The 19537-nt window shown below is 71.0% G+C and carries 18 protein-coding genes; 6 read left to right on the plus strand and 12 right to left on the minus strand.

The window, feature by feature from the left end; translation table 11 throughout:
- Positions 1-60: 60 nt before the first annotated feature.
- The 4 genes from ACT54X_RS01745 to ACT54X_RS01760 all read right to left on the minus strand — a co-directional run bounded on the left by ACT54X_RS01745 (position 61) and on the right by ACT54X_RS01760 (position 3807).
- Entirely contained in the window at positions 61-696 is a 636-nt protein-coding gene (locus tag ACT54X_RS01745; protein ID WP_294374026.1) for a PqiC family protein, read from the minus strand.
- Positions 693-2381, minus strand: coding sequence for a PqiB family protein (locus ACT54X_RS01750; protein ID WP_294374029.1), 1689 nt, complete (start codon positions 2379-2381; stop codon positions 693-695). The genes ACT54X_RS01745 and ACT54X_RS01750 overlap by 4 nt, the downstream gene beginning before the upstream one ends.
- 8 nt (positions 2382-2389) lie before the next feature.
- Positions 2390-3073: a paraquat-inducible protein A gene (locus ACT54X_RS01755; RefSeq protein ID WP_476345096.1), complete on the minus strand. Its 684-nt coding sequence runs from the start codon at positions 3071-3073 to the stop codon at positions 2390-2392.
- A 62-nt stretch (positions 3074-3135) separates the two neighbouring features.
- Complete coding sequence (locus tag ACT54X_RS01760) at positions 3136-3807, minus strand: paraquat-inducible protein A (RefSeq protein ID WP_294374033.1); 672 nt, start codon at positions 3805-3807, stop codon at positions 3136-3138.
- Positions 3808-3965: 158 nt separating this feature from the next.
- On the opposite strand from ACT54X_RS01760, the gene ACT54X_RS01765 reads away from it, so the two are divergent.
- Entirely contained in the window at positions 3966-4553 is a 588-nt protein-coding gene (locus ACT54X_RS01765; RefSeq protein WP_294374036.1) for a DUF2239 family protein, read from the plus strand.
- A complete protein-coding gene (locus tag ACT54X_RS01770) occupies positions 4550-5929 on the plus strand; it encodes an MATE family efflux transporter (protein WP_294374038.1) in 1380 nt (459 codons plus the stop codon). The genes ACT54X_RS01765 and ACT54X_RS01770 overlap by 4 nt, the downstream gene beginning before the upstream one ends.
- A gap of 64 nt (positions 5930-5993) precedes the next feature.
- Here the strand turns inward: ACT54X_RS01770 and ACT54X_RS01775 are convergent, their stop codons facing one another.
- The 7 genes from ACT54X_RS01775 to ACT54X_RS01805 all read right to left on the minus strand — a co-directional run bounded on the left by ACT54X_RS01775 (position 5994) and on the right by ACT54X_RS01805 (position 13703).
- Positions 5994-7409 carry an MFS transporter gene (locus ACT54X_RS01775; RefSeq protein ID WP_476344664.1) on the minus strand — a complete coding sequence of 472 codons (1416 nt, stop codon included), beginning with the start codon at positions 7407-7409 and terminating at the stop codon, positions 5994-5996.
- A gap of 169 nt (positions 7410-7578) precedes the next feature.
- Positions 7579-8130: a methylated-DNA--[protein]-cysteine S-methyltransferase gene (locus ACT54X_RS01780; protein ID WP_294374043.1), complete on the minus strand. Its 552-nt coding sequence runs from the start codon at positions 8128-8130 to the stop codon at positions 7579-7581.
- A 21-nt stretch (positions 8131-8151) separates the two neighbouring features.
- On the minus strand, positions 8152-9360 hold the full coding sequence (locus tag ACT54X_RS01785) for a multidrug effflux MFS transporter (protein WP_294374046.1): 1209 nt from the start codon (positions 9358-9360) through the stop codon (positions 8152-8154).
- Between the two features lie 173 nt (positions 9361-9533).
- Positions 9534-10604 carry an ABC transporter ATP-binding protein gene (locus tag ACT54X_RS01790; RefSeq protein WP_354321477.1) on the minus strand — a complete coding sequence of 357 codons (1071 nt, stop codon included), beginning with the start codon at positions 10602-10604 and terminating at the stop codon, positions 9534-9536.
- A 5-nt stretch (positions 10605-10609) separates the two neighbouring features.
- The gene (locus ACT54X_RS01795) at positions 10610-11458 is read right to left on the minus strand and encodes a carbohydrate ABC transporter permease (protein ID WP_476344667.1); all 849 of its coding nucleotides are present in this window, start codon (positions 11456-11458) and stop codon (positions 10610-10612) included.
- Between the two features lie 10 nt (positions 11459-11468).
- Positions 11469-12350, minus strand: coding sequence for a carbohydrate ABC transporter permease (locus tag ACT54X_RS01800; RefSeq protein WP_234192152.1), 882 nt, complete (start codon positions 12348-12350; stop codon positions 11469-11471).
- A gap of 90 nt (positions 12351-12440) precedes the next feature.
- Positions 12441-13703 carry an ABC transporter substrate-binding protein gene (locus tag ACT54X_RS01805; RefSeq protein ID WP_294374061.1) on the minus strand — a complete coding sequence of 421 codons (1263 nt, stop codon included), beginning with the start codon at positions 13701-13703 and terminating at the stop codon, positions 12441-12443.
- Positions 13704-13845: 142 nt separating this feature from the next.
- On the opposite strand from ACT54X_RS01805, the gene ACT54X_RS01810 reads away from it, so the two are divergent.
- Together ACT54X_RS01810 and ACT54X_RS01815 are read left to right on the plus strand one after the other, a co-directional pair.
- Positions 13846-14544, plus strand: a complete 699-nt coding sequence (locus ACT54X_RS01810) for a response regulator transcription factor (protein ID WP_294374064.1) — start codon at positions 13846-13848, stop codon at positions 14542-14544.
- A complete protein-coding gene (locus tag ACT54X_RS01815) occupies positions 14537-16102 on the plus strand; it encodes a sensor histidine kinase (protein WP_354321474.1) in 1566 nt (521 codons plus the stop codon). The genes ACT54X_RS01810 and ACT54X_RS01815 overlap by 8 nt, the downstream gene beginning before the upstream one ends.
- Before the next feature lie 136 nt (positions 16103-16238).
- Here the strand turns inward: ACT54X_RS01815 and ACT54X_RS01820 are convergent, their stop codons facing one another.
- Positions 16239-17228 (minus strand): LysR family transcriptional regulator, encoded by a 990-nt coding sequence (locus ACT54X_RS01820; protein WP_476344671.1) that lies wholly within the window; start codon positions 17226-17228, stop codon positions 16239-16241.
- A 32-nt stretch (positions 17229-17260) separates the two neighbouring features.
- On the opposite strand from ACT54X_RS01820, the gene ACT54X_RS01825 reads away from it, so the two are divergent.
- Together ACT54X_RS01825 and ACT54X_RS01830 are read left to right on the plus strand one after the other, a co-directional pair.
- Complete coding sequence (locus tag ACT54X_RS01825) at positions 17261-18454, plus strand: MFS transporter (RefSeq protein ID WP_476344673.1); 1194 nt, start codon at positions 17261-17263, stop codon at positions 18452-18454.
- A gap of 25 nt (positions 18455-18479) precedes the next feature.
- A complete protein-coding gene (locus tag ACT54X_RS01830; protein WP_476344675.1) occupies positions 18480-19520 on the plus strand; it encodes an aldo/keto reductase in 1041 nt (346 codons plus the stop codon).
- The last annotated feature ends 17 nt before the right edge of the window (positions 19521-19537 follow it).

Here is a 19537-nt window from a genome sequence, read left to right on the forward strand (position 1 = left end):
CCGCCTGACGGTCTCACTCCCTCGCCGCCTGATCGCATGGGCGCCTGGGAGACCGGGCGATCAGCCCGGCGCCGCCGGGCACGCCGCCGGCTGACCCGCCTGCAGGGCCGCGATGTGCCGGGCGATGGCGTCGGACACCTTGGACACGATGCGCTGGCCCGCCTGCGCCACGCCGTCGATGCCGCCCGGCGCCGCTTCGCTGCCGCGCCAGCTGCAGGTGCTGCGCTGGCTGCTGTCGGCGCGGCGCACCGTCCAGCTCAGGGCCGCCTCGACCTGCGCGCCCTGCGTGGCATCGAAGCGCTGGACCTGCACCGCGATCCGCCAGGGCAAGACTCCGGCCACGCCCGGTCCGCGGGTCGCATCGGTGGCGCCGAGGCGCGCCGCCACGCCGGCAGCGAGCGCGTCGCGCAGTTCCTGCTCGAAGGAGGCCGCCCAGCGGCTCTGCTCCAGCACCTGCACTTCGGCGCCGGCCGGGCCGCGCACCACCATCTGCGGCCGCGCCAGGCGCTCCGGCACGGCCAGCGGCGCCATCTCGATGGCCAGGCCGCCGGCCGGCGGCGCCACCAGCGGCTGGGGCGCGGCCGGCTCTGCCAGCGTGTAGTAGCGGTCGGGCTCGGAGGCACAACCTCCGAGGACGGCCACGGCAAGCGCCAGGGCGGCGGTCGCGCCGATGCGTCGTGTTGCAAAGCGGCTCATCGCTTCTTGTCCTCGGGTTTGCCGCGCAGCAGCGATTCGGGGTGGCGCTCCAGGTAGTCCGTCAGCACGCGCACCGAGCCGGCCGCGCGCGTCAGTTCCTGCAGCGTCGCGCGCAGGTCCTGCTGCACCGGTGCGTCCTCCGACAGCGTGCGGGTGGCGGCGTCGATGGTCTTGCGCGCGTCCTTGACGGCGGCGGCGATCTCGGGGGTTACGTCGTTGTTGATGCGCGTGACGGTGGCCTCTGCGCTGCCCAGCGTCTTGTCGAGCGTGGCGAGGGTCTTGCGCAGGTCGCCCGCGATCTCCTGGAAGGGAATCTTGTTGACCTTGGTCGCGATCTCCTGCAGCTGCTCCTGCAGCTCGTCGAAGCTGCCGGCCACGGTGGGGATCTGGATCGGGTCCTGGTTGGTGTCGACCTTGACCGGCTTCTCCTTGGGGAAGAAGTCCAGCGCCACATAGAGCTGGCCCGTCAGCAGGTTGCCGGTACGCAGCTGCGCACGCAGGCCGCGGCTGATGAGGAAGCGCGTGCGCTCCTGCTGCGTGAATCGCGGCTCCACCGGCAAGGGCGCCTGCTTGCCATCGCGCGTGTCGGAGCGGCGCAGACGGTCGGGGTAGACCGTGACCACCACCGGCATCAGGAACTCCCGCTCATTGCGGTCGAACTGCACGCCGATGGACTTGACCTCGCCAATGATCACGCCCCGGAAGTCCACCGGCGCGCCGGGCGCCAGGCCGCGCAGCGACTGGTTGAAGTACATCAGCAGCGTCTGCGGCGGCCCGTCCGGCGGCTTCATGGCCGTGGCTTCGTCGTCGGCCAGACCGAAGACCGTGTTCTCGTCGGCCTGCGGGCCGCGCACGTCGTCAGGCGCGGCGAAGGCGATGCCGCCCAGCACGATCGAGGCCAGGGACTGGGTGCGCACCTCGAATCCGCTGGCGCCCGCCTGCACCTGCAGGCCGCTGGCATGCCAGAAGCGTGTGTTGGCTCCGACGAAGCGGTCGTAGGGCGCATCGATGAAGACGCGCAGCGCCACGCCGCGGCCATCGCCATCGAGTTCCACCGAGGCCACCTGCCCCACCCGCACGCGTCGGAAGTACACCGGCGAGCCGATGTCGAGCGAACCCGCATCGCGCGAATGCAGCTGGAACTGCCGGCCGCTGGCGTCGCGCGTGATGATCGGCGGCTGCTCCAGGCCGGCGAACTCGCTGGCGGTTTCTTCCTCGGCACCCGCATCCGCGCCGATATAGGCGCCCGAGAGCAGCGTGTTCAGGCCCGAGACGCCCGAGGTGTCGAAGCGCGGCCGCACCACCCAGTAGCGCGCGTCCTTGGCGGTGAAGCCCTCGGCGGCGTTCTTGTCCAGCTCGACCGTCACGCGCACATGCGAGCGGTCGCGCGCCAGGCGGATGTTGTGCACGGTGCCGATCTGCACGTCCTTGTATTTCACGGCCGTCTTGCCGGCCTCCAGGCCCTCGGCAGTCTTGAAGGTGATGACGATCTCGGGCCCGCGGTTCCAGAGCACCTTGGCCACCAGCGTGATGCCCACCATCGCCGCGACGATGGGGATCAGCCAGATCAGCGAGGGCACCCAGTCGCGGCGGCGTACAACGCGGGGGCGTGCCAACGCAGGCGGCGCGGCGGGCGCGCCGGCATCGGCAGGGGTCTGGCCTTCGCGAGGCCCGGGTTCACTCATTCACTCTCCTATGCCCTCGCGGGCGCACTTCGGCCGACCTGATCGGCGGCCTCTTCGTCGTCGGGCATGCCGGCGTCCCAGATCAGCCGCGGGTCGAAGCTCAGCGAGGCCAGCATGGTCAGCACAACCACGGCACCGAAGGCAGCAATCCCCACGCCAGCCTGCACCACGGCGAAGCCCTGGATGCGCACCAGCCCCGCCAGCAGCGAGACCACGAACACGTCGAGCATCGACCAGCGGCCGATGAACTCCAGCACCTGGTAGAGCCGCGCGCGCTCGCGCTGGCGCCAGCGGCTGCGGCGCTGCGTGGTAATCACCAGCACGGCCAGCGCCGCCAGCTTGAACAGCGGCACCAGGAAGCTGGCCGTGAAGATCAGCGCCGCGAGCCCGTAGGAGCCCGAGATCCAGAAGAAGATGATCCCGCTCAGGATGGTGTCCTGCTGCGTGCCGAGCAGGCTCTTGGTGATCATCACGGGCAGCAGGTTGGCGGGCAGGTACAGCACCACCGCGGCAAGCAGGTACGCCCAGGTGCGCCGCAGGCTGTCGGGCTTGCGGGCGCGCAGGCGTGTGCCGCAGCGGCCGCAGTGCTCACCCGGCTGGGCGCCTTCCCACACGGTGCCGCAGCGGTGGCAGTCCAGCAGGCAGGCGTCGTGCGCGGTGACGATCGCGCCGCCGCCCTCTTCCACCGGCAGGTGCGGCGTGGCCTGGCCCGCGAGCCGCGCCAGGCGCTCGCGCGTGGCGCGGGTCCGGCTCCTCAAGGCGCGCCCCCGGCGGCGGCTTCGCGCTCGAAGGCCATTTCCCAGAAGCTGCGCGGATCGAAGGACAACAGCGTGGTCAGCAGCACCGTCAGGCCGACGAAGGCCCACAGCGCGGGGCCGAGCACCACCGTCGCCATGCCGAAGAGCTTGACGATGGCCACCAGCACACCGAGCAGGAAGACCTCGACCATGCCCCAGGGCCGCAGCGACTGCAGTGCCCTCACCAGCACGGCAAAGCCGGGGGGGCGCTGCGATGGCGCAGCCGCCGCATCGCCATCGGCCTGCCCGGCCTTCCACACCCGCGGCGCAACCTGCAGATAGAACAGGATGCACAACTGCGCCAGCGGAAAGATCAGCGTCGTCGCCAGCACCAGCAATGCGACGGGCGACATGCCTTCTCCGGCCAGCACCACCACCGCACCGGCCAGCGTGGTCTGGCTCGTACGGCCCTGGAGTTCGATCTCGACGATGGGAAAGAGATTGGCGATGGCGAAGAGGATGAGGCTGGCCAGCGTCAGCGGCAGCAGGCGCTCGCGCTGCTGGCCAGGGTGACGCGCCAGCTCGGTGCCGCAGCGGGGGCAGTGCGCGATCTCCCGGGGACGAAGCCGCGGCGCGCGGAACACCGCGTCGCATCCTTCGCATACCGTCACGTCGGGCACCACATTCATCGGCGGGCATTCTGCCAACACGCCGTGAAGTCAGCGGGGCGGCAGGCGCACCAGCCCACGGCATCCGCCGGCCAGTCCTGCTGTAGGACGGTGGCTCGCCCTATTTTTACCCGGGCACATTGCATACTCGATTTCAGCCGGGTAATATTCGACGCATCATGGATGCTCCCAGTGCGCCGCAGCTGACGGCTTTTCTCGGCTACCAGCAGATCGCCCACGGTCCGCGCGAGTCGGTGCTCGCCGAATTGCGCCGCCGTCAGGACAACCCGCCCGCCATCGTGTTCGACGACCACAGCGGCGAGCGGGTGGAGCTGGAGGCGGCCCCCGGCTGCGGCACGCCCTGCCCCGCGGAGGCCGACATCGCCGGCAGCACCCGCCACGCCCGTGGCGTGGGCCGGCCGCGGCTTGGCGTGGTGGCACGCGAAGTCACGCTGCTGCCGCGGCACTGGGAATGGCTCAGTCGCCAGCCGGGCGGCGCCTCGGTGGCGCTGCGCCGCCTGGTGGACGACGCCCGCCGCGTCTACGCGGACCGCGACGCGGTGCGCGCCTCGCGCGAATCGACCTACCGTTTCCTGAGCACCGTCGCGAGCGCCCTGCCCGGCTTCGAGGAAGCCGCGCGCGCCCTCTTCGCCGGCGATCCGGCGCGCTTCGCCGAGCAGACCCGCGACTGGCCGGAGGACGTGGCCCGATACGCCCGCCACCTGTCGGCGAACAGCTGGGCCACCACGCCGGAGCAGACCGCATGAGCGCGGGCCCGGCCGCTCCGAAGGGCGCTCCCGCCAACCGTCCGCTCTGGAAGACCTTCCTCTTCTTCCTGCTGCCCATGCTGCTGTCCAACGTGCTGCAGTCGGCATCGGGCACGATCAACAACATCTACCTGGGGCAGATGCTGGGCGTGCATGCGCTTGCCGCCGTCTCGGGCTTCTTCCCGGTGATGTTCTTCTTCATCGCCTTCACCATCGGCCTGGGCGCGGGCGCCTCGGTGCTGATCGGCCAAGCCTGGGGCGCGGCCGAGCCCGAGCGGGCACGGGCCGTGGCGGGCACCGCGCTGTCGGTGGTGCTGGTGTTCGGGCTGCTGGTGGCGGTGTTCGGCGGGCTGTTCACGCGACCGCTGCTGCATGCGCTGGGCACGCCGCCGGACATCCTGCCCGACGCCACCGCCTATGCCCGCATCATCCTGATCGCGATGCCGGGGCTGTTCGTCTACCTGCTTTCCACGGCCATGCTGCGCGGCGTGGGCGACACCATGACGCCCCTCTACACGCTGGCCATTTCCACGGCCACCGGCCTGCTGCTCACCCCCGCCCTGATCCGCGGCTGGCTGGGCCTGCCGCAGCTGGGTGTGGCGAGCGCGGCCTGGGCCACGGTGGTGGGCTTCGTGCTCGCCAGCCTGTGGATGGGCCTGCACCTGCGCCGACGCGGCAGCCCGCTGGCGCCCAACCGGGTCCTGCTGCGGCACCTGCGCATCGACTGGCAGTTGCTGCGCGCGGTGCTCAAGGTGGGCGTGCCCACGGGCGTGCAGATGATCGTGGTCTCGCTGGCGGCGGTGGTGCTGCTGTCGCTGGTCAACGGCTTCGGCTCGGCCGCGACGGCGGCCTATGGCGCGGTCAACCAGGTCATCGCCTATGTGCAGTTCCCGGCCATCTCCATCGCCATCACGGCCTCGGTGCTGGGGGCGCAGGCCATCGGCGCCGGCAAGGCCGATCAGCTGGGCCGCATCACGGCCACGGCGCTGGGCATGAACCTGGCGCTGACCGGCGGGCTGGTGCTGCTGGCCTACCTGGCCTCGCGGCCGTTGATGGGCCTGTTCATCACCGACCCGGCGGTGATCGAGGTGGCGCAGCAGCTGCTGCACATCATGCTGTGGAGCCTGGTGGTCTTCGGCATGGGCTCGGCCCTGGCGGGCGTGATGCGCGCCAGCGGCTCGGTGCTGGTGCCGACGGCCATCACCATCGGCGCCGTGCTGCTGGTGGAGGTGCCCGCCGCCTGGTGGATGAGCCACCGCTTCGGGCTCAAGGGCATCTGGATGGCCTACCCCCTGGGCTTCTGCGCCATGCTGCTGATGCAGACGGCGTACTACCGCGGCGTGTGGCGGCACAAGAAGATCCGGCGGATGGTCTGAGAACGCAGTCGCGGATGGCCAGGTCTTCCGGCCACCCGCTCATGTGTCCCGGCCGGCTCCCTTGTCAGGCCGCGGCGTGCCCGCTGGCCGTCTTCAGCCGCAGCGAACTGCACACGCCCGACACCGCCGCGAAGGCGGCCGCCACGCCCAGCGCCACCTCGGGGCCCATGCGCAGGTGCGGGTCCCACACGCTGAAGATGGTGGCGAGCACCACCGCGCCCACGGTCTGCCCCGTCAGACGCGCCGTACCCAGCATGCCGCTGGCGGCGCCACTGCGGTGCGGCGGCGGCGCAGTCACGATGGTGTGGTTGTTGGGCGATTGGAAGAGCCCGAAACCCACGCCGCACAGGGCCATGCGCCAGGCGATGTCGCCGTTGGTGGGCGCATCGGGCAGCAGGGCCAGCAGCGACAGGCCGACGGCCAGCAGGCCCAGGCCGATGCCGCCCAGCAGCCCGTCGGGCACGCGCCCGATCAGGCGGCCCGCGATGGGCGCGGTGGCCACGATGGCCAGCGGCCACGCGGTCAGCAGCAGGCCGGCCTGCACATGCGTGCGGCCGAAGGCGTCGAGCAGCAGGAAGGGCAGCGCGATGTAGGCCAGCATCTGCGCCGCGAAGGCACTGACGGAGGTGCCCATGGACAGCGCGAAGACCGGAATGCGCAGCAGGTCCACCGGGAACAGCGGCACCCGCATCGACCACTGGCGCCGGATGTAGACCGCGCCGAGCAGCAGGCCGCCAGCCAGCCACAGCCAGCCGTCGAGGCGCCCGCCCGTCTGGCCGTCCTGCACGCCCAGGCGGTCCACCCCCAGGAAGAAGAGGGAGAACATGCCGATGTTGAGCAGCACGTCAAGCACCCGCATGCGGTCGCCCAGCGCCGGGCCGACGTTGGCCGGCAGCGCCCGCCAGCCCAGCCACAGCACCGCCACGCCCAGCGGGATGTTGATGGCGAAGAGCCAGGGCCAATCGGCCACCGCCAGCACCGCGGCCGCCACCGACGGGCCGGCCACCGACGAGGCCGCCACCACCATCGAGTTGATGGCCATGCCCTTGCCGAGCTGGCTGCGCGGATAGGTCAGGCGCACCAGCGCCGCGTTCACGCTCATCAGCCCGGCCGCACCCACCCCCTGGACGGCGCGCGCCGCAATCAGCCAGCCCAGGCTACTGGACATCAGCGCGCCCAGCGAGGCCACCGTGAAGAGCGCCATGCCAGCCATATAGACGCGGCGGAAGCCGATCTGCTCGCCCAGCCGCGCCAGCGGCAGCAGCAGCACCAGCGTGGCGATCTGGTAGGCGTTGACCACCCACACCGCATGGGCCGGGCTGGCGTTGAGCGACCGGGCGATGCCAGGCAGCGCCAGATTGAGGATGGTGCCGTCGAGCACCGACACGATCATGGCCACGATGATCACGGCCATCGCGCGGCCGCGCTGCGGTTGCGGCAGGCCGTCGTAGGCCGGGCCCTCGGTCGCCGCCGGGGTCATGCGCCGCTCCGTGCCGCCAGATCGGGATGCGTGGAGACGATGTCAGGCGGCGGGCAAAGGGAGGGCGTCGGCATCCGGCGATTCTGCGCCGCGCGCCGCCACGGTGCGCGCCCGCGGGTCGATGGCCGAGTGCGCGCCGGGGTGGTGCGCGCTCGGCAATGCAGGAAGCTCAGCGTTCGTCGAAGAGCGGCTCGCTGCCCGAGGGCCGGGCACCCTCGATGGCCAGCATCCGCAGCTTGAGCAGCGCCCCGCCGGGCGCCGAGAAGCCGCCCGGCCGGCCGTCCGCGCCCAGGATGCGGTGGCAGGGCACGACCGGCGCGAAGGGGTTGTGGCCCAGGGCCTGGCCCACCGCCCGCGCCCTGCCCTTGCCGCCCAGCGCCTCGGCCAGTTCGCCGTAGGTGCGGGTCTGGCCAGGCGGGATCTGTCGCGCCAGCGCATAGACGCGACGGTGGAAATCCGGCACGCCGCGCTCGTCCAGCGGCAGCTCGCACAGGTCGCGCGGCTCGCCCGCCAGCAGGGCGCGGATGCCGTCGATGGCCTTCAACACCCAGTCGGGGGGCGGCACGGCATACGACGCGTCCGGGCAGCGCCGCAGCAGGTGGGCCCGCACGCCGCTGACGCTGCCGTCGACCTCGGGCAGCAGCACGCTGCGCAGGCCGGCCTCGCCCCAGGCCAGGCCGCAATGGCCGATGGCGGTGTCGAAGACGACGAGGCCGGTCATCCCAGGCTCCGGTTCAGGCGATCAAGCCGGCGATGGCAGCCGTCGGCCGCGCACGCCCAGCGTCACCAGCGTGAGCGTCAGCGACAGGTACAGCCCCGCCGCCATGCCCAGCACCATCGGCAGCGGCCGGCCGTCGTTGAACAGGCTGACCACCGCCATGCCCACCGCGCCGCCCAGCATCTGCAAGGTACCCATCAGGGCCGCCGCCGTGCCGGCGATGGCGCCGTGGTTCTCCAGCGCCAGCACCGCGGTGGTCGGAATCACCAGCCCCATGAAGGCGCTGGCCACGAAGTACAGGCCGATGAGCACGGCCAGCGAATCGCCCCCCGTCAGGTAGTGGGCCAGCATCAGGCTGATGGCGACGCTGGCGCCCACGACGCCCACGCGCACCAGCGGCACCAGGCCGAAGCGGGCCGACAGCCGGCCGTTGAGCTGCGCCGCGCCGAAAAAGGCCGCCGCGTTCACGCCGAAGGCGATGCTGTACTGCGTGGGCGTGAGGCCGTAGTGGCCGATCATCACGAAAGAGGACGTCGACAGGTAGATGAAGAAGCCCATCATCGCGAAGCCGCCGATGAAGACCAGGCCGAGGAAGTGCGCGTCCAGCAGCAGCCGGCCGTAGGCGCGCAGGGCGCTGCCCAGGCTGCTTTCCACGCGGGCCGAGGGCGGCCGCGTTTCTTCCAGGCTGAAGGCCAGCAGCGCCAGCCCGGCCACCGCAGCCACGGCGATGGCCCAGAAGACGGCACGCCAGCCCGCCACCGCGATCACGCCGCTGCCGGCCAGAGGCGCCAGGATGGGCGAGACGCTGAACACCAGCATCAGCAGCGACATCAGCCGCGCCGCATCGGGCCCGGTGTGCAGGTCGCGCACCACGGCGCGCGGGATCGCCATGCCCGCCGCCGCGCCCAGGCCCTGGACGAAGCGCAGCACGATCAGCGTGTGGATGTCGGTGGCCAGCGCGCAGCCCACGCTGGCCAGCGCGAACAGCGCCATGCCGAAGAACATGGGCGGCCGCCGGCCCACCATGTCCGACACCGGGCCGTAGAGCAACTGGCCGATGCCGATGGAGATGAAGAACACCGTCAGGCTCAGCTGCGCAGTGCCGAAGTCGGTGCCCAGCTGTTGGCCGATGGCCGGCAGCGCCGGGAGGTACATGTCGATGGCGAAGGGGCCGATGGCCGAGAGCAGGCCGAGGACGACGGCGATGCGGAGGAACCGGGGAGACGAAGACATAGGCGGCGCATTCTCCCGGCTTGGGCACGAGGCTGCCCGTCGACCCGGCTGCGGCCCCGGGCTGTCACGGGCATTGGGCCAGACCGGGGCCAGGCGCCAGCGGCAAGCCTGTCCAGCCAGATGACGGACAGGGCTGGAGGCGGCGCCCTTCCCTGCCCGCCGCAGCCGCCGCCTCAGAGCCGTCGCGCGCCCTCGGCGTCGAACAGGTGCACGCTTTCCGCGCCCCATTGCAGGTGCACCGCCTCGCCCACGCGGGCGCGCAGCGTGCCGGGCACGCGCACCGTCAGCAGTCCCAGCGGCGTGGCCACCTCGGCATAGGTCTCGGGACCGGTCGGCTCGATCAGCTCCAGCACGCCCTCCAGGCCGGCATCGGCGAAGACGACGTTCTCGGGCCGCAGGCCATAGAGCAGCCGCGTGCCGGCCGGCTGCGTTGCCAGCGCCGGGTGGCGCGACGGGTCGCAGGGCATGACCAGCCCGCCCGCCTCCACCCCGCCTTCGGCGCCCGTCGCGGCATCGATGAAGTTCATAGCGGGCGAGCCGATGAACTCCGCCACGAAGCGATTGGCCGGGCTGCCGTAGATCTGCTCGGGCGTGCCGAACTGCTGCACGATGCCGTCCTTCATCACCGCGATGCGGTCGCCCAGCGTCATGGCCTCGACCTGGTCGTGCGTGACGTAGACGGTGGTGGTCTTCGTGCGCTGGTGCAGACGCTTGATCTCGGCCCGCATCTCCACCCGCAGCTTGGCGTCCAGGTTGGACAGCGGCTCGTCGAAGAGGAAGAGCGCCGGGTCGCGCGCCAGCGCCCGGCCCATGGCGACGCGCTGGCGCTGGCCGCCCGAGAGCTGGCCGGGCTTGCGGCCCAGCAGCGCCTCCAGCTGCAGCATCTGCGCCACGCGCTGTACGGTGGCCTCGCGCTCGGCCTTGGGCACCTTGCGCAACTCCAGGCCGAAGGCGATGTTCTGCGCCACCGTCATGTTGGGGTACAGCGCATAGCTTTGGAACACCATGGCGATGTCGCGGTCCTTGCTGGGCAGGTTCGTGACCTCGCGCTCGCCGATGTGGACCGAGCCCGAGGTCGGCGCGTCCAGGCCCGCGATGATCGACAGCAGCGTGGACTTGCCGCAGCCCGAAGGGCCAACCAGGATCAGGAACTCGCCGGCCTCGATCTCCAGGTCGATGCCCTTGAGGATGTGCGTGTTGCCCGCGTAGGTCTTGTGCAGTTGGCGGATGCCGAGTGCGCCCATGGTGTTCATCCCTTCACCGCGCCGGCCGTCAGCCCGCGCACAAAATACTTGCCTGCCACCACGTAGACGAAGAGCGTCGGCAGCGCAGCGATCAGCGCCGCGGCCATGTCCACGTTGTATTCCTTGACCGAGCTGGTGGTGTTGGCCAGGTTGTTCAGGCCCACCGTCACCGGCTTGCTGTCGGCGCCGGAGAACACCACGCCGTAGAGGAAGTCGTTCCAGATCGCCGTGAACTGCCAGATGACCGTCACCACCAGGATGGGCACCGACAGCGGCAGAACGATGCGCCGGAATATCTGCCAGAAGCTGGCACCGTCGAGCATGGCCGCCTTGACCAGCTCGGGCGGCAGGCCCACGTAGTAGTTGCGGAAGAACAGCGTGGTGGTGGGCAGCCCGGCCAGCAGGTGCATGAGGATCAGCCCCCAGATGGAGCTGGCGATGCCCAGCCAGCCCAGCACCTGGCTCATGGGCAGCAGCACCACCTGCATGGGCATGAACACGCCGAAGAGCATCAGCGCGAACATCGTCTCGCTGCCGCGGAAGCGCCACTGCGCCAGCACGTAGCCGTTGAGCGCGCCCAGCAGCGTGGAGAGGGCCACGGCCGGCACCACCATCAGCACCGAGTTCATGAAGAAGGGCTGCAGGCCGCGGCAGTCGGTGCCGGTGCAGGCGGAGCTCCAGGCCTTGGTCCACGCCTCGAAGGTGGGATGCGTGGGCAGCGCCACCATGCTGGTGGCCCGCACCTGGTCCATGTCCTTGAAGGAGGTGACCAGCATCACGTACAGCGGCGCCAGGAAGTAGGCCGCGAAGAGCAGCAGCAGCGCCCAGAGGATGGTGCGGTGAACGACGCGCATGGGTGTGTCCTCAGCCCTTCTTGGTCCGCAGTTCGGAGTACAGGTACGGCACCACCACCGCCGCCACGGTGGCCAGCATGACGGTGGCGCTGGCCGCGCCCAGGCCGATCTGCCCGCGGGTGAAGGCCATGGCGTACATGAAGGTGGCCGGCAGGTCGGTGGCGAAGCCCGGGCCGCCCGCAGTGAGCGCCATCACCAGGTCGAAGCTCTTGATGGCCAGGTGGCTCACCACCAGCACGGTGCTGAAGAACACCGGCCGCAGGCTGGGGATGATGATGCGCCAGTAGATGCGCGGCAGGCTGGCACCGTCCACCTGCGCCGCCTTGATGATGGCGTCGTCGATGCCGCGCAGCGCCGCCAGGAAGAGCGCCATGACGAAGCCTGCGCTCTGCCACACACCTGCGATCACCACGCAGTAGATGGCGCGGTCGGGGTCGACCAGCCAGTCGAAGCTGAAGCCGGCGAAGCCCCAGGACTGCATCAGGTGCTCCAGCCCCATGCCGGGGTTGAGCATCCACTTCCAGGCCGTGCCGGTGACGATGGCCGAGATGGCCATGGGGTACAGGTATACCGTGCGCAGCACGCCCTCGGCGCGGATCTTCTGGTCGAGCAGGATGGCCAGCAGAAGGCCCAGCAAAGTGCTGCCGCCGATGAAGAGCACGCCGAAGATCAGCATGTTCGTCATCGCGACACGGAAGCGTTCGTTCTCCCACAGCGTGAGGTAGTGGTCCAGCCCGGCGAAGTCGTAGTTGGGCAGCAGCCGCGACTCCGACACCGACAGGTAGCCGTTCCAGGCGATCAGCCCGTAGATGAACAGGAAAGCCAGCACAAAGCTGGGCGCGATGACCAGCTTGGGCAGCCAGGGCGTGGGCAGGCGGGAAGGCGCGGACATGGGGGCTCCCTGGTCGGTCGATTGCGCGGCAGGCCCCGGCGCGCGCGGCGCCCGGAGGCCTTGCCCTTCATTCAGGCGTGCGGATGCCTCTCAGCGGGCCTTGGCCGCGGCCGCGATCTTGGCAACGGCGTCCTGCGCGCTCATCTTGTCGCTGTTCCAGTACTGGCTCACGGCGTCCTTCAAGGCGCCTTCTACGGCCGAGGGCACCGCCATGCTGTGCGCCGCGCTGGGCACCAGGGCGCCCGACTTGGCGGTGGCCGCGAAGTCCTTGGCCGAGAGCTTGGCGCAGTCGTCGAACTTGTCCATGGGCACGTCCAGCCGCACCGGGATCGAGCCCTTGGCCAGGCTGAAGGTCTCCTGGAAGGCCGGTGACATGATGGCCTCGGCCAGGTCGTTCTGGGCCTTGATGCGGTCGTCGCCCTTGACCTTGAACATGGCGAAGGAATCGATGTTGAAGGTGAAGGCCTGCGCGGTGCCCGGCGCGGCCATGCACAGGAAGTCGGTGCCCGGCTTCTTGCCCGCGGCCACGAATTCGCCCTTGGCCCAGTCGCCCATGAACTGCATGCCGGCCTCCCCCTTGATGACCATCGCGGTGGCCAGGTTCCAGTCGCGGCCGGATGCGGCCTTGTCGGTGTACGGCTTGATGCGCTTGAAGGTCTCGGCGGCCTTGATCATGGTGGGGCTCTTGAGCGCCTCCTGGTCCAGTTGCACCAGCGCCTTGCGGTAGAAGTCGGCGCCGCCCACGCCCAGCACCACCGTCTCGAAGGTGGTGAAGTCCTGCCAGGGCTGTCCGCCGTGGGCCACGGGCGTGATGCCGGCCTTCTGCAGCGCGTCGGCGGTGGCGAAGAACTCGTCCCAGGTGGTGGGCGCCTTGGCCTTCGCCTTCTTCAGCGCCTCGGGATTGATCCACAGCCAGTTCACGCGGTGCACGTTGACCGGCGCGGCCACGTAGTTGCCCTTGTATTTCATGATGGCGGCCACGGTGGGCGGCAGCGCGGCGTCCCACTTGTTGGCCTTGGCCACGCCGTCGATGCTGGTCAGCACGCCTTCTCGCGCCCATTCCTGGATGGCCGGGCCCTTGATCTGGGCGGCCGAGGGTGCGTTGCCCGACACCACGCGTGACTTCAGCACCGTCATGGCCGAATCGCCACCCCCGCCGGCCACCGCGAAGTCCTTCCAGGTGTCGCCCTTGGCCTGCAGCGTGGCCTTGAGCGCGGCCGCGGCCTTGGCCTCGCCGCCGCTGGTCCAGTAGTGCAGCACCTCGACCTCGCCGGCCTGGGCGGCACCGGCCAGCGCCAGCAATGCGGCCGCGGCGGCGGTGCGGGTGATGGAAGCAGTCGGATGGTTGCGCATGGCCAGGTCTCCTTAAGTCGCCCCGCGGGGCCGTTGAGTGGTCGGCGTCGTCGCCGCGGCCGGATTATTAAAGTCTCTTTAATTTATTAATCTAAGGTTAAACCCGAGGCCGAAGCGGCCCTGCTTCGTTAATCTAGTCGCCATGCACATCCTGCTTGCCGAAGACGACGCCCTGCTGGCCGACGGACTGGCGGCCCAGCTGAAGGGCGCCGGCTTCGCGGTGGAGCACGCGCCCAACGGCGCCGTGGCCGAATACCTGCTGGGCCGCCATGCCTTCGACCTCGCCATCCTCGACCTGGGCCTACCACTGCTGGACGGCCTGAGCCTGCTGCGCAAGGTGCGCACCGAGCAGCCGCTGCTGCCCATCGTCGTGCTCACCGCGCGCGACAGCCTGGAGGACCGCGTGAGCGGCCTGCAGGCCGGCGCCGACGACTATGTGACCAAGCCCTTCGACTTTCCCGAGCTGGAGGCGCGGCTGCATGCCCTGCTGCGCCGCACCCGCGCGCGCGGCAGCGGCCTGCAGGTCGGCGGAATGCTGCTGGACCGCGACAACCGCCGCGCTACCGTGGGCGGCGAGGCCATCGAGCTGAGCGGCCGTGAATGGACCATGCTGGAACTGCTGGCCGAGCGCGCTGGCGAGGTCGTGACCAAGGACGAGATCGTGCGTGCCTGGATGGGCGACGAGGGCGACAGTGCCGCCGTGGGCAATGCCGTGGAGGTCTACGTGCACAAGCTGCGGCGCAAGCTGGAGAAGCCGGGCCTGGTGATCCGCACGGTGCGCGGGCTGGGCTACCTGCTCGAAAGCCCGGCGCCGGGGCCGACTGCGGGCGCGCGTGGCTGAGTCGCCCTCCCCCGCGCCCGGCCGCTTCGCGCCCACCCTGCGCCGCCAGCTGCTGCTGTGGCTGCTGCTGCCCCAGCTGGTGTTGTGGCTGGCCGGCGGATTGGCGGCCTACCAGCTGGCGGAGCGCTACACCAATGCGGCTGTGGACGCGAGCCTGCTGCAGGCCTCGCGCGCCCTCGCCCGCCAGCTGCGCCCGCTGGACAACGGCCTGCTGATCGACTTTCCTCGCGCCGCGCAGGACGTGCTGGAAGCCGACCCCGACGACCGGCTGCACTACATGGTCAGCACGCCGCCCGGCGCCTTCATCCTGGGCAACCACCAGCTGCCGCTGCCGCCGGCCGCCGTGATGGCCCGGCCGCCCATTGGTCAGCCCTACTTCTACGATGCGCTGCTGCCGCCCGCCAACGACGAGGTCGGCACGCGCCAGCCGCTGCGCGTGGCCGCCCTCTTCCTGCGCCAGGGCGGCCGCGACGACCCCGACGCGGTGCTGCTGGTGCAGGTGGCGCGCAGCCGCACCAGCCGCGAGGAACTGGCGCGGGGCATCCTTTGGGACACGCTGCTGCCCCTGGCCGGCCTGATCCTGCTGATGACCACGGTGATCTGGCTGGGCATCCGTGCCGGCCTGGCGCCGCTGCTGCGCCTGCGCCGCGAAGTGGAAGGCCGCGCGCCCACCGACCTCGCCCCGATCCGCCTCGACGCCGCGCCGGGCGAGGTGCGCGCGCTGGTGATGGCAGTCAACGGCCTGCTGGCCGCAGTCCAGCACAACCTGGCGCAGCAGAAGCGCTTCATCAGCGATGCCGCGCACCAGATGCGCACGCCGCTGGCCGGCCTCAAGTCGCAGGCCGAAGTGGCGCTGGCCCTGGCCGGCGACGAGGCCCAGCGCGAGCGCCTGCGCCGCGTGCACGAGAGCGCCGACCGCAGCGCGCACCTGGTCAACCAGCTGCTCACCCTGGCGCGCGCCGAGCCCGACACCGCCGCAGCCCGGGGCTCGCCGGTGGACCTGCGGGCGCTGGCGCAGGAGCTCACCGCCACGCTGGTGCCGCGGGCGCTGCGCGAGGGCATCGACCTGGGCTTTGCGCCCGTGGAGGAAGAAGGAAGCCCGGTGGATGAGATCGCGGCAAATGCTTCCGACGCCGCCGGCAATGGCGATGCCAATGCCGACGAAACGATGGACTCCGCCGCAATCGCCGCGCCCGCCGCGGCGTCACCTCTCATCGTCGTCGGCCATGCCTGGCTGCTGCGCGAGGCCCTCAGCAACCTGATCGACAACGCCCTGCGCTACGCCGGACGTGGCGCGGTCGTGACGGTGGATGTTCAGCGCGAGGGCGACGAGGCCGTGCTGAGCGTCACCGACGACGGCCCGGGCATCGCGCCCGAGGACCTGCCACGCGTCTTCGAGCGCTTCGTGCGCGCCACCGACCAGGGCAACGGCTGCGGCCTGGGCCTGCCGATCGTGAAGGAGATCGTGGAGCGCCAGGGTGGGCGCGTGACGCTGGCGCCGGTCCAGCCGCGCGGGCTGTGCGCCCGCACCCATCTGCCGCTTGCGCCGACAACCTGAAACCTCGCGCCGCGGCCAATGCCGGCCGATCGTTCAAGAACCGTTCGGGCTGAGCCTGTCGAAGCCGGGGCACAAGCCCTTCGCCCCGCTCAGAGCGACAGCGTCGAGTGACCAGGATTGCGCGCAAAGACAGCGCTCAGGCCGCAGGCACCGGCACCCGGTCCGCCCCCTCGAAATCCGCATGCGCCGCCAGGAAGTCCAGTACCGCCCGCACCCGCGCCGGCAGCCGCCCGGGCCGGCCCAGGTAGACGGCATGCAGCGGCTCCAGCTCGTGCGGATTGAAGGCCTCCATCACCGGCACCAAGCGCCCGGCGCGCAAGTCGGGCAGCACGTGATAGATGGACAGACGCGCCAGCCCCACGCCTTCCAGCGCCAGCAAGCGCAGCGCCGCACCGTCGCTGGCGCGGGCGGTGCCCACCACCGGCATGGCGACCGCACGGCCATCGACGACCAGCGGCCAGTCGGGCACGTTGCGGCGGTAGGTGGAGCCCAGGCGGTTGTGGCGCGCGAGTTCCTCCACCGTGGTGGGCATGCCGTGCAGCGCCAGGTAGTCAGGTGAGCCGACGATGGCCTGCGCCGTGTGGCCCAGCAGCCGGCCCACCAGATCCGAAGGCGGCAGCTTGCCCCAGCGGATCGCGATGTCGCAGCGTTCCTCCATCAGGTCGACCACGCGGTCGGTCAGCAACACGTCCACCTGCAGCTCCGGATAGGCCTCCAGCAGCCGCGGCACCAGCGGCAGCAGCAGCCGATGCCCGAAGGGAATGCTGGCGTTGATACTGACCCGCCCCCGCGGTGCCGCGCCGGCGCCCACGCAGCGCTCGGCCTCGTCCAGGTCGGCCAGCACACGCAGGCCGCGCTCGTAGAAGAGCTGCCCTTCGGCCGTGAGCTGCAGCTTGCGGGTGGAGCGGTGCACCAGTTGCACCGAGAGGCGCGCTTCCAGCCGCGCCACCAGCTTGCTGATGGCCGAGGGCGTCAGGCCCAGGTGCCGGGCTGCGGCCGAGAAGCCGCCCCGGTCCACCACCTGCACGAAGGCCTCCAGTTCGCCAGCGCGGTTGACCTCGACCCGCGCGTGAGCCGATTTGTGAATTGGCTTCACAGCTGCTTGTCCAGAGAGCGTCCTAGTCATCGTGACGCGATCAGACCACAGTCACGGCCATCATGCCTCTCGCACTTCTTGCCCTCACCGCCGGCGCCTTTGGCATCGGCACCACCGAATTCGTCATCATGGGCCTGCTGCAGCAGGTCGCGGCCGACCTGCACGTGTCCATCACGGCGGCCGGCCTGCTCATTTCCGGCTATGCGCTGGGCGTCGCCGTGGGCGCGCCGGTGCTCACGCTGGCCACGCGGCGCCTGCCGCGACGCACGGTGCTGATCGCGCTGATGGGCGTGTTCACCGCCGGCAACATCGCCTGCGCCCTGGCGCCGGACTACGCCACGCTGATGGCCGCCCGGGTGCTCACCTCGCTGGCGCACGGCACCTTCTTCGGCGTCGGCGCCGTGGTGGCGGCCGGCTTGGTGGCGCCCGAACGGCGCGCCTCCGCCATCGCGCTGATGTTCACCGGCCTCACGGCCGCCACGCTGCTGGGCGTGCCGGCCGGCGCCTGGATCGGGCTGCAATGGGGCTGGCGCGCCACGTTCTGGGCCGTGGCCGTGGTCGGCGTGGTCGCGCTCGCGGTGCTGATGCGCTTCGTGCCGCGGCAGGTGCAGGCCGAGGCGCCCGCCACGCTGGCCGAGGAGCTGTCGGTGCTGGCCCGGCCGCAGGTGTGGCTGAGCCTGGCCATCACCATCCTGGGCTTCGGCGGCGTGTTCGCCTTCTACACCTACGTGCAGCCGGTGCTGACGCAGGTGACCGGACTTTCCGTCGCGGCCGTGTCGCCGCTGCTGCTGGTCTTCGGCGGCGGGCTGGCGGTGGGCAACATCCTCGGCGGCCGGCTGGCCGACCGGGCGCCGATGCCGGCCGTGATCGGCACCCTGGTCGCGCTGGCCGTGGTGCTGGCGCTGGCCCCGCTCGCCATGCCGCATCGGGTAACGGCGGCGGTCTTCCTGGCCGCCCTCGGCGTGGCTGCCTTCGCCACCGCCGCGCCGCTGCAGGCCCGCATGCTGGAGCAGGCGGCCGGCGCGGGTCAGAACCTCGCGTCCAGCCTGAACATCGCCGCCTTCAATCTGGGCAACGCCCTGGGCGCGTGGGTGGGCGGCGCTGTCATCGACCACGGGCCCGGGCTGCAGGGCCTCGGTCCCGCAGCCGCCGGGCTCACGCTGGCCGGGCTGGCGCTGGCGCTGGTCAGCCGGGCGATGCAGCGTCGTCGCCTGTCCGCCGACACGCCTTCCGCGCCGCGCCGCTGCAACGCTTGACCTTCACATCCAAGGAGAAACCACCATGGAACACCGACTGCTTGGCCGCTCCGGCTTCCGCGTCCCCGTGCTCGGCTTTGGCGCCGGCACCTTCGGCGGGCAAGGGCCGCTCTTCAGCGCCTGGGGCCGCACCGACGTGGACGAGGCCCGCGAGATGATCGCCATCTGCCTGGAGGCCGGCGTGTCGCTCTTCGACACGGCCGACGTCTACTCCGACGGGGCCTCCGAACGCGTGCTGGGTGAGGCGCTGCAGGGCCGGCGGCACGAGGCCATTCTGTCGACCAAGCTCACGCTGCCCGCCGGGCCCGGGCCCAACGACCGGGGCTGGTCGCGCCATCACCTGATCAACGGCGTGGACGCCGCGCTGCGCCGCCTGCGCACCGAACACATCGACATCCTGCAACTGCATGCCTTCGACGCCGCCACGTCCGTCGAGCAGATGCTGCGCACGCTGGACGACCTGGTGCGCAGCGGCAAGGTGCGCAGCATCGGCGCCTCCAACTTCGCGGGCTGGCAGCTGATGAAGGCACTGGCCGCGGCCGACCGGCTCGGCACGGAGCGCTTCGTCGCCAACCAGACGTACTACTCGCTGGTGGGCCGCGACTACGAATGGGAGCTGATGCCGCTGGGCATCGACCAGGGCCTCGGCGCCATCGTCTGGAGTCCGCTGGGCTGGGGCCGGCTCACGGGCCGCATCCGCCGCGGCCAGCCGCTGCCCGAAGGCAGCCGCCTGCACCAGACGGCCGGCTTCGCGCCGCCGGTGGAGGACGAGCGCCTGTTCCGCGTGGTCGAGGCCATGGACACCGTGGCCGAGGAAACGGGCCGCACCCTGCCCCAGATCGCCATCAACTGGCTGCTGCAGCGGCCCACGGTGAGCAGCGTGCTCATCGGCGCGCGCGACGCGACGCAACTGCGCCAGAACCTCGGCGCCATCGGCTGGCAGCTGAGCGCCGCGCAGATGGCCCGCCTGGACGCCGCCAGCGCCGTAACGCCACCCTATCCCTACTACCCGTACTGGAACGGCCAGTTCACCGAACTGGCACCGCCAGCCGTGCCGCGGGGTTGAGGCCAGGCGCGCGCAGC

This window comes from Pseudacidovorax sp. DMC4, assembly GCF_056314265.1.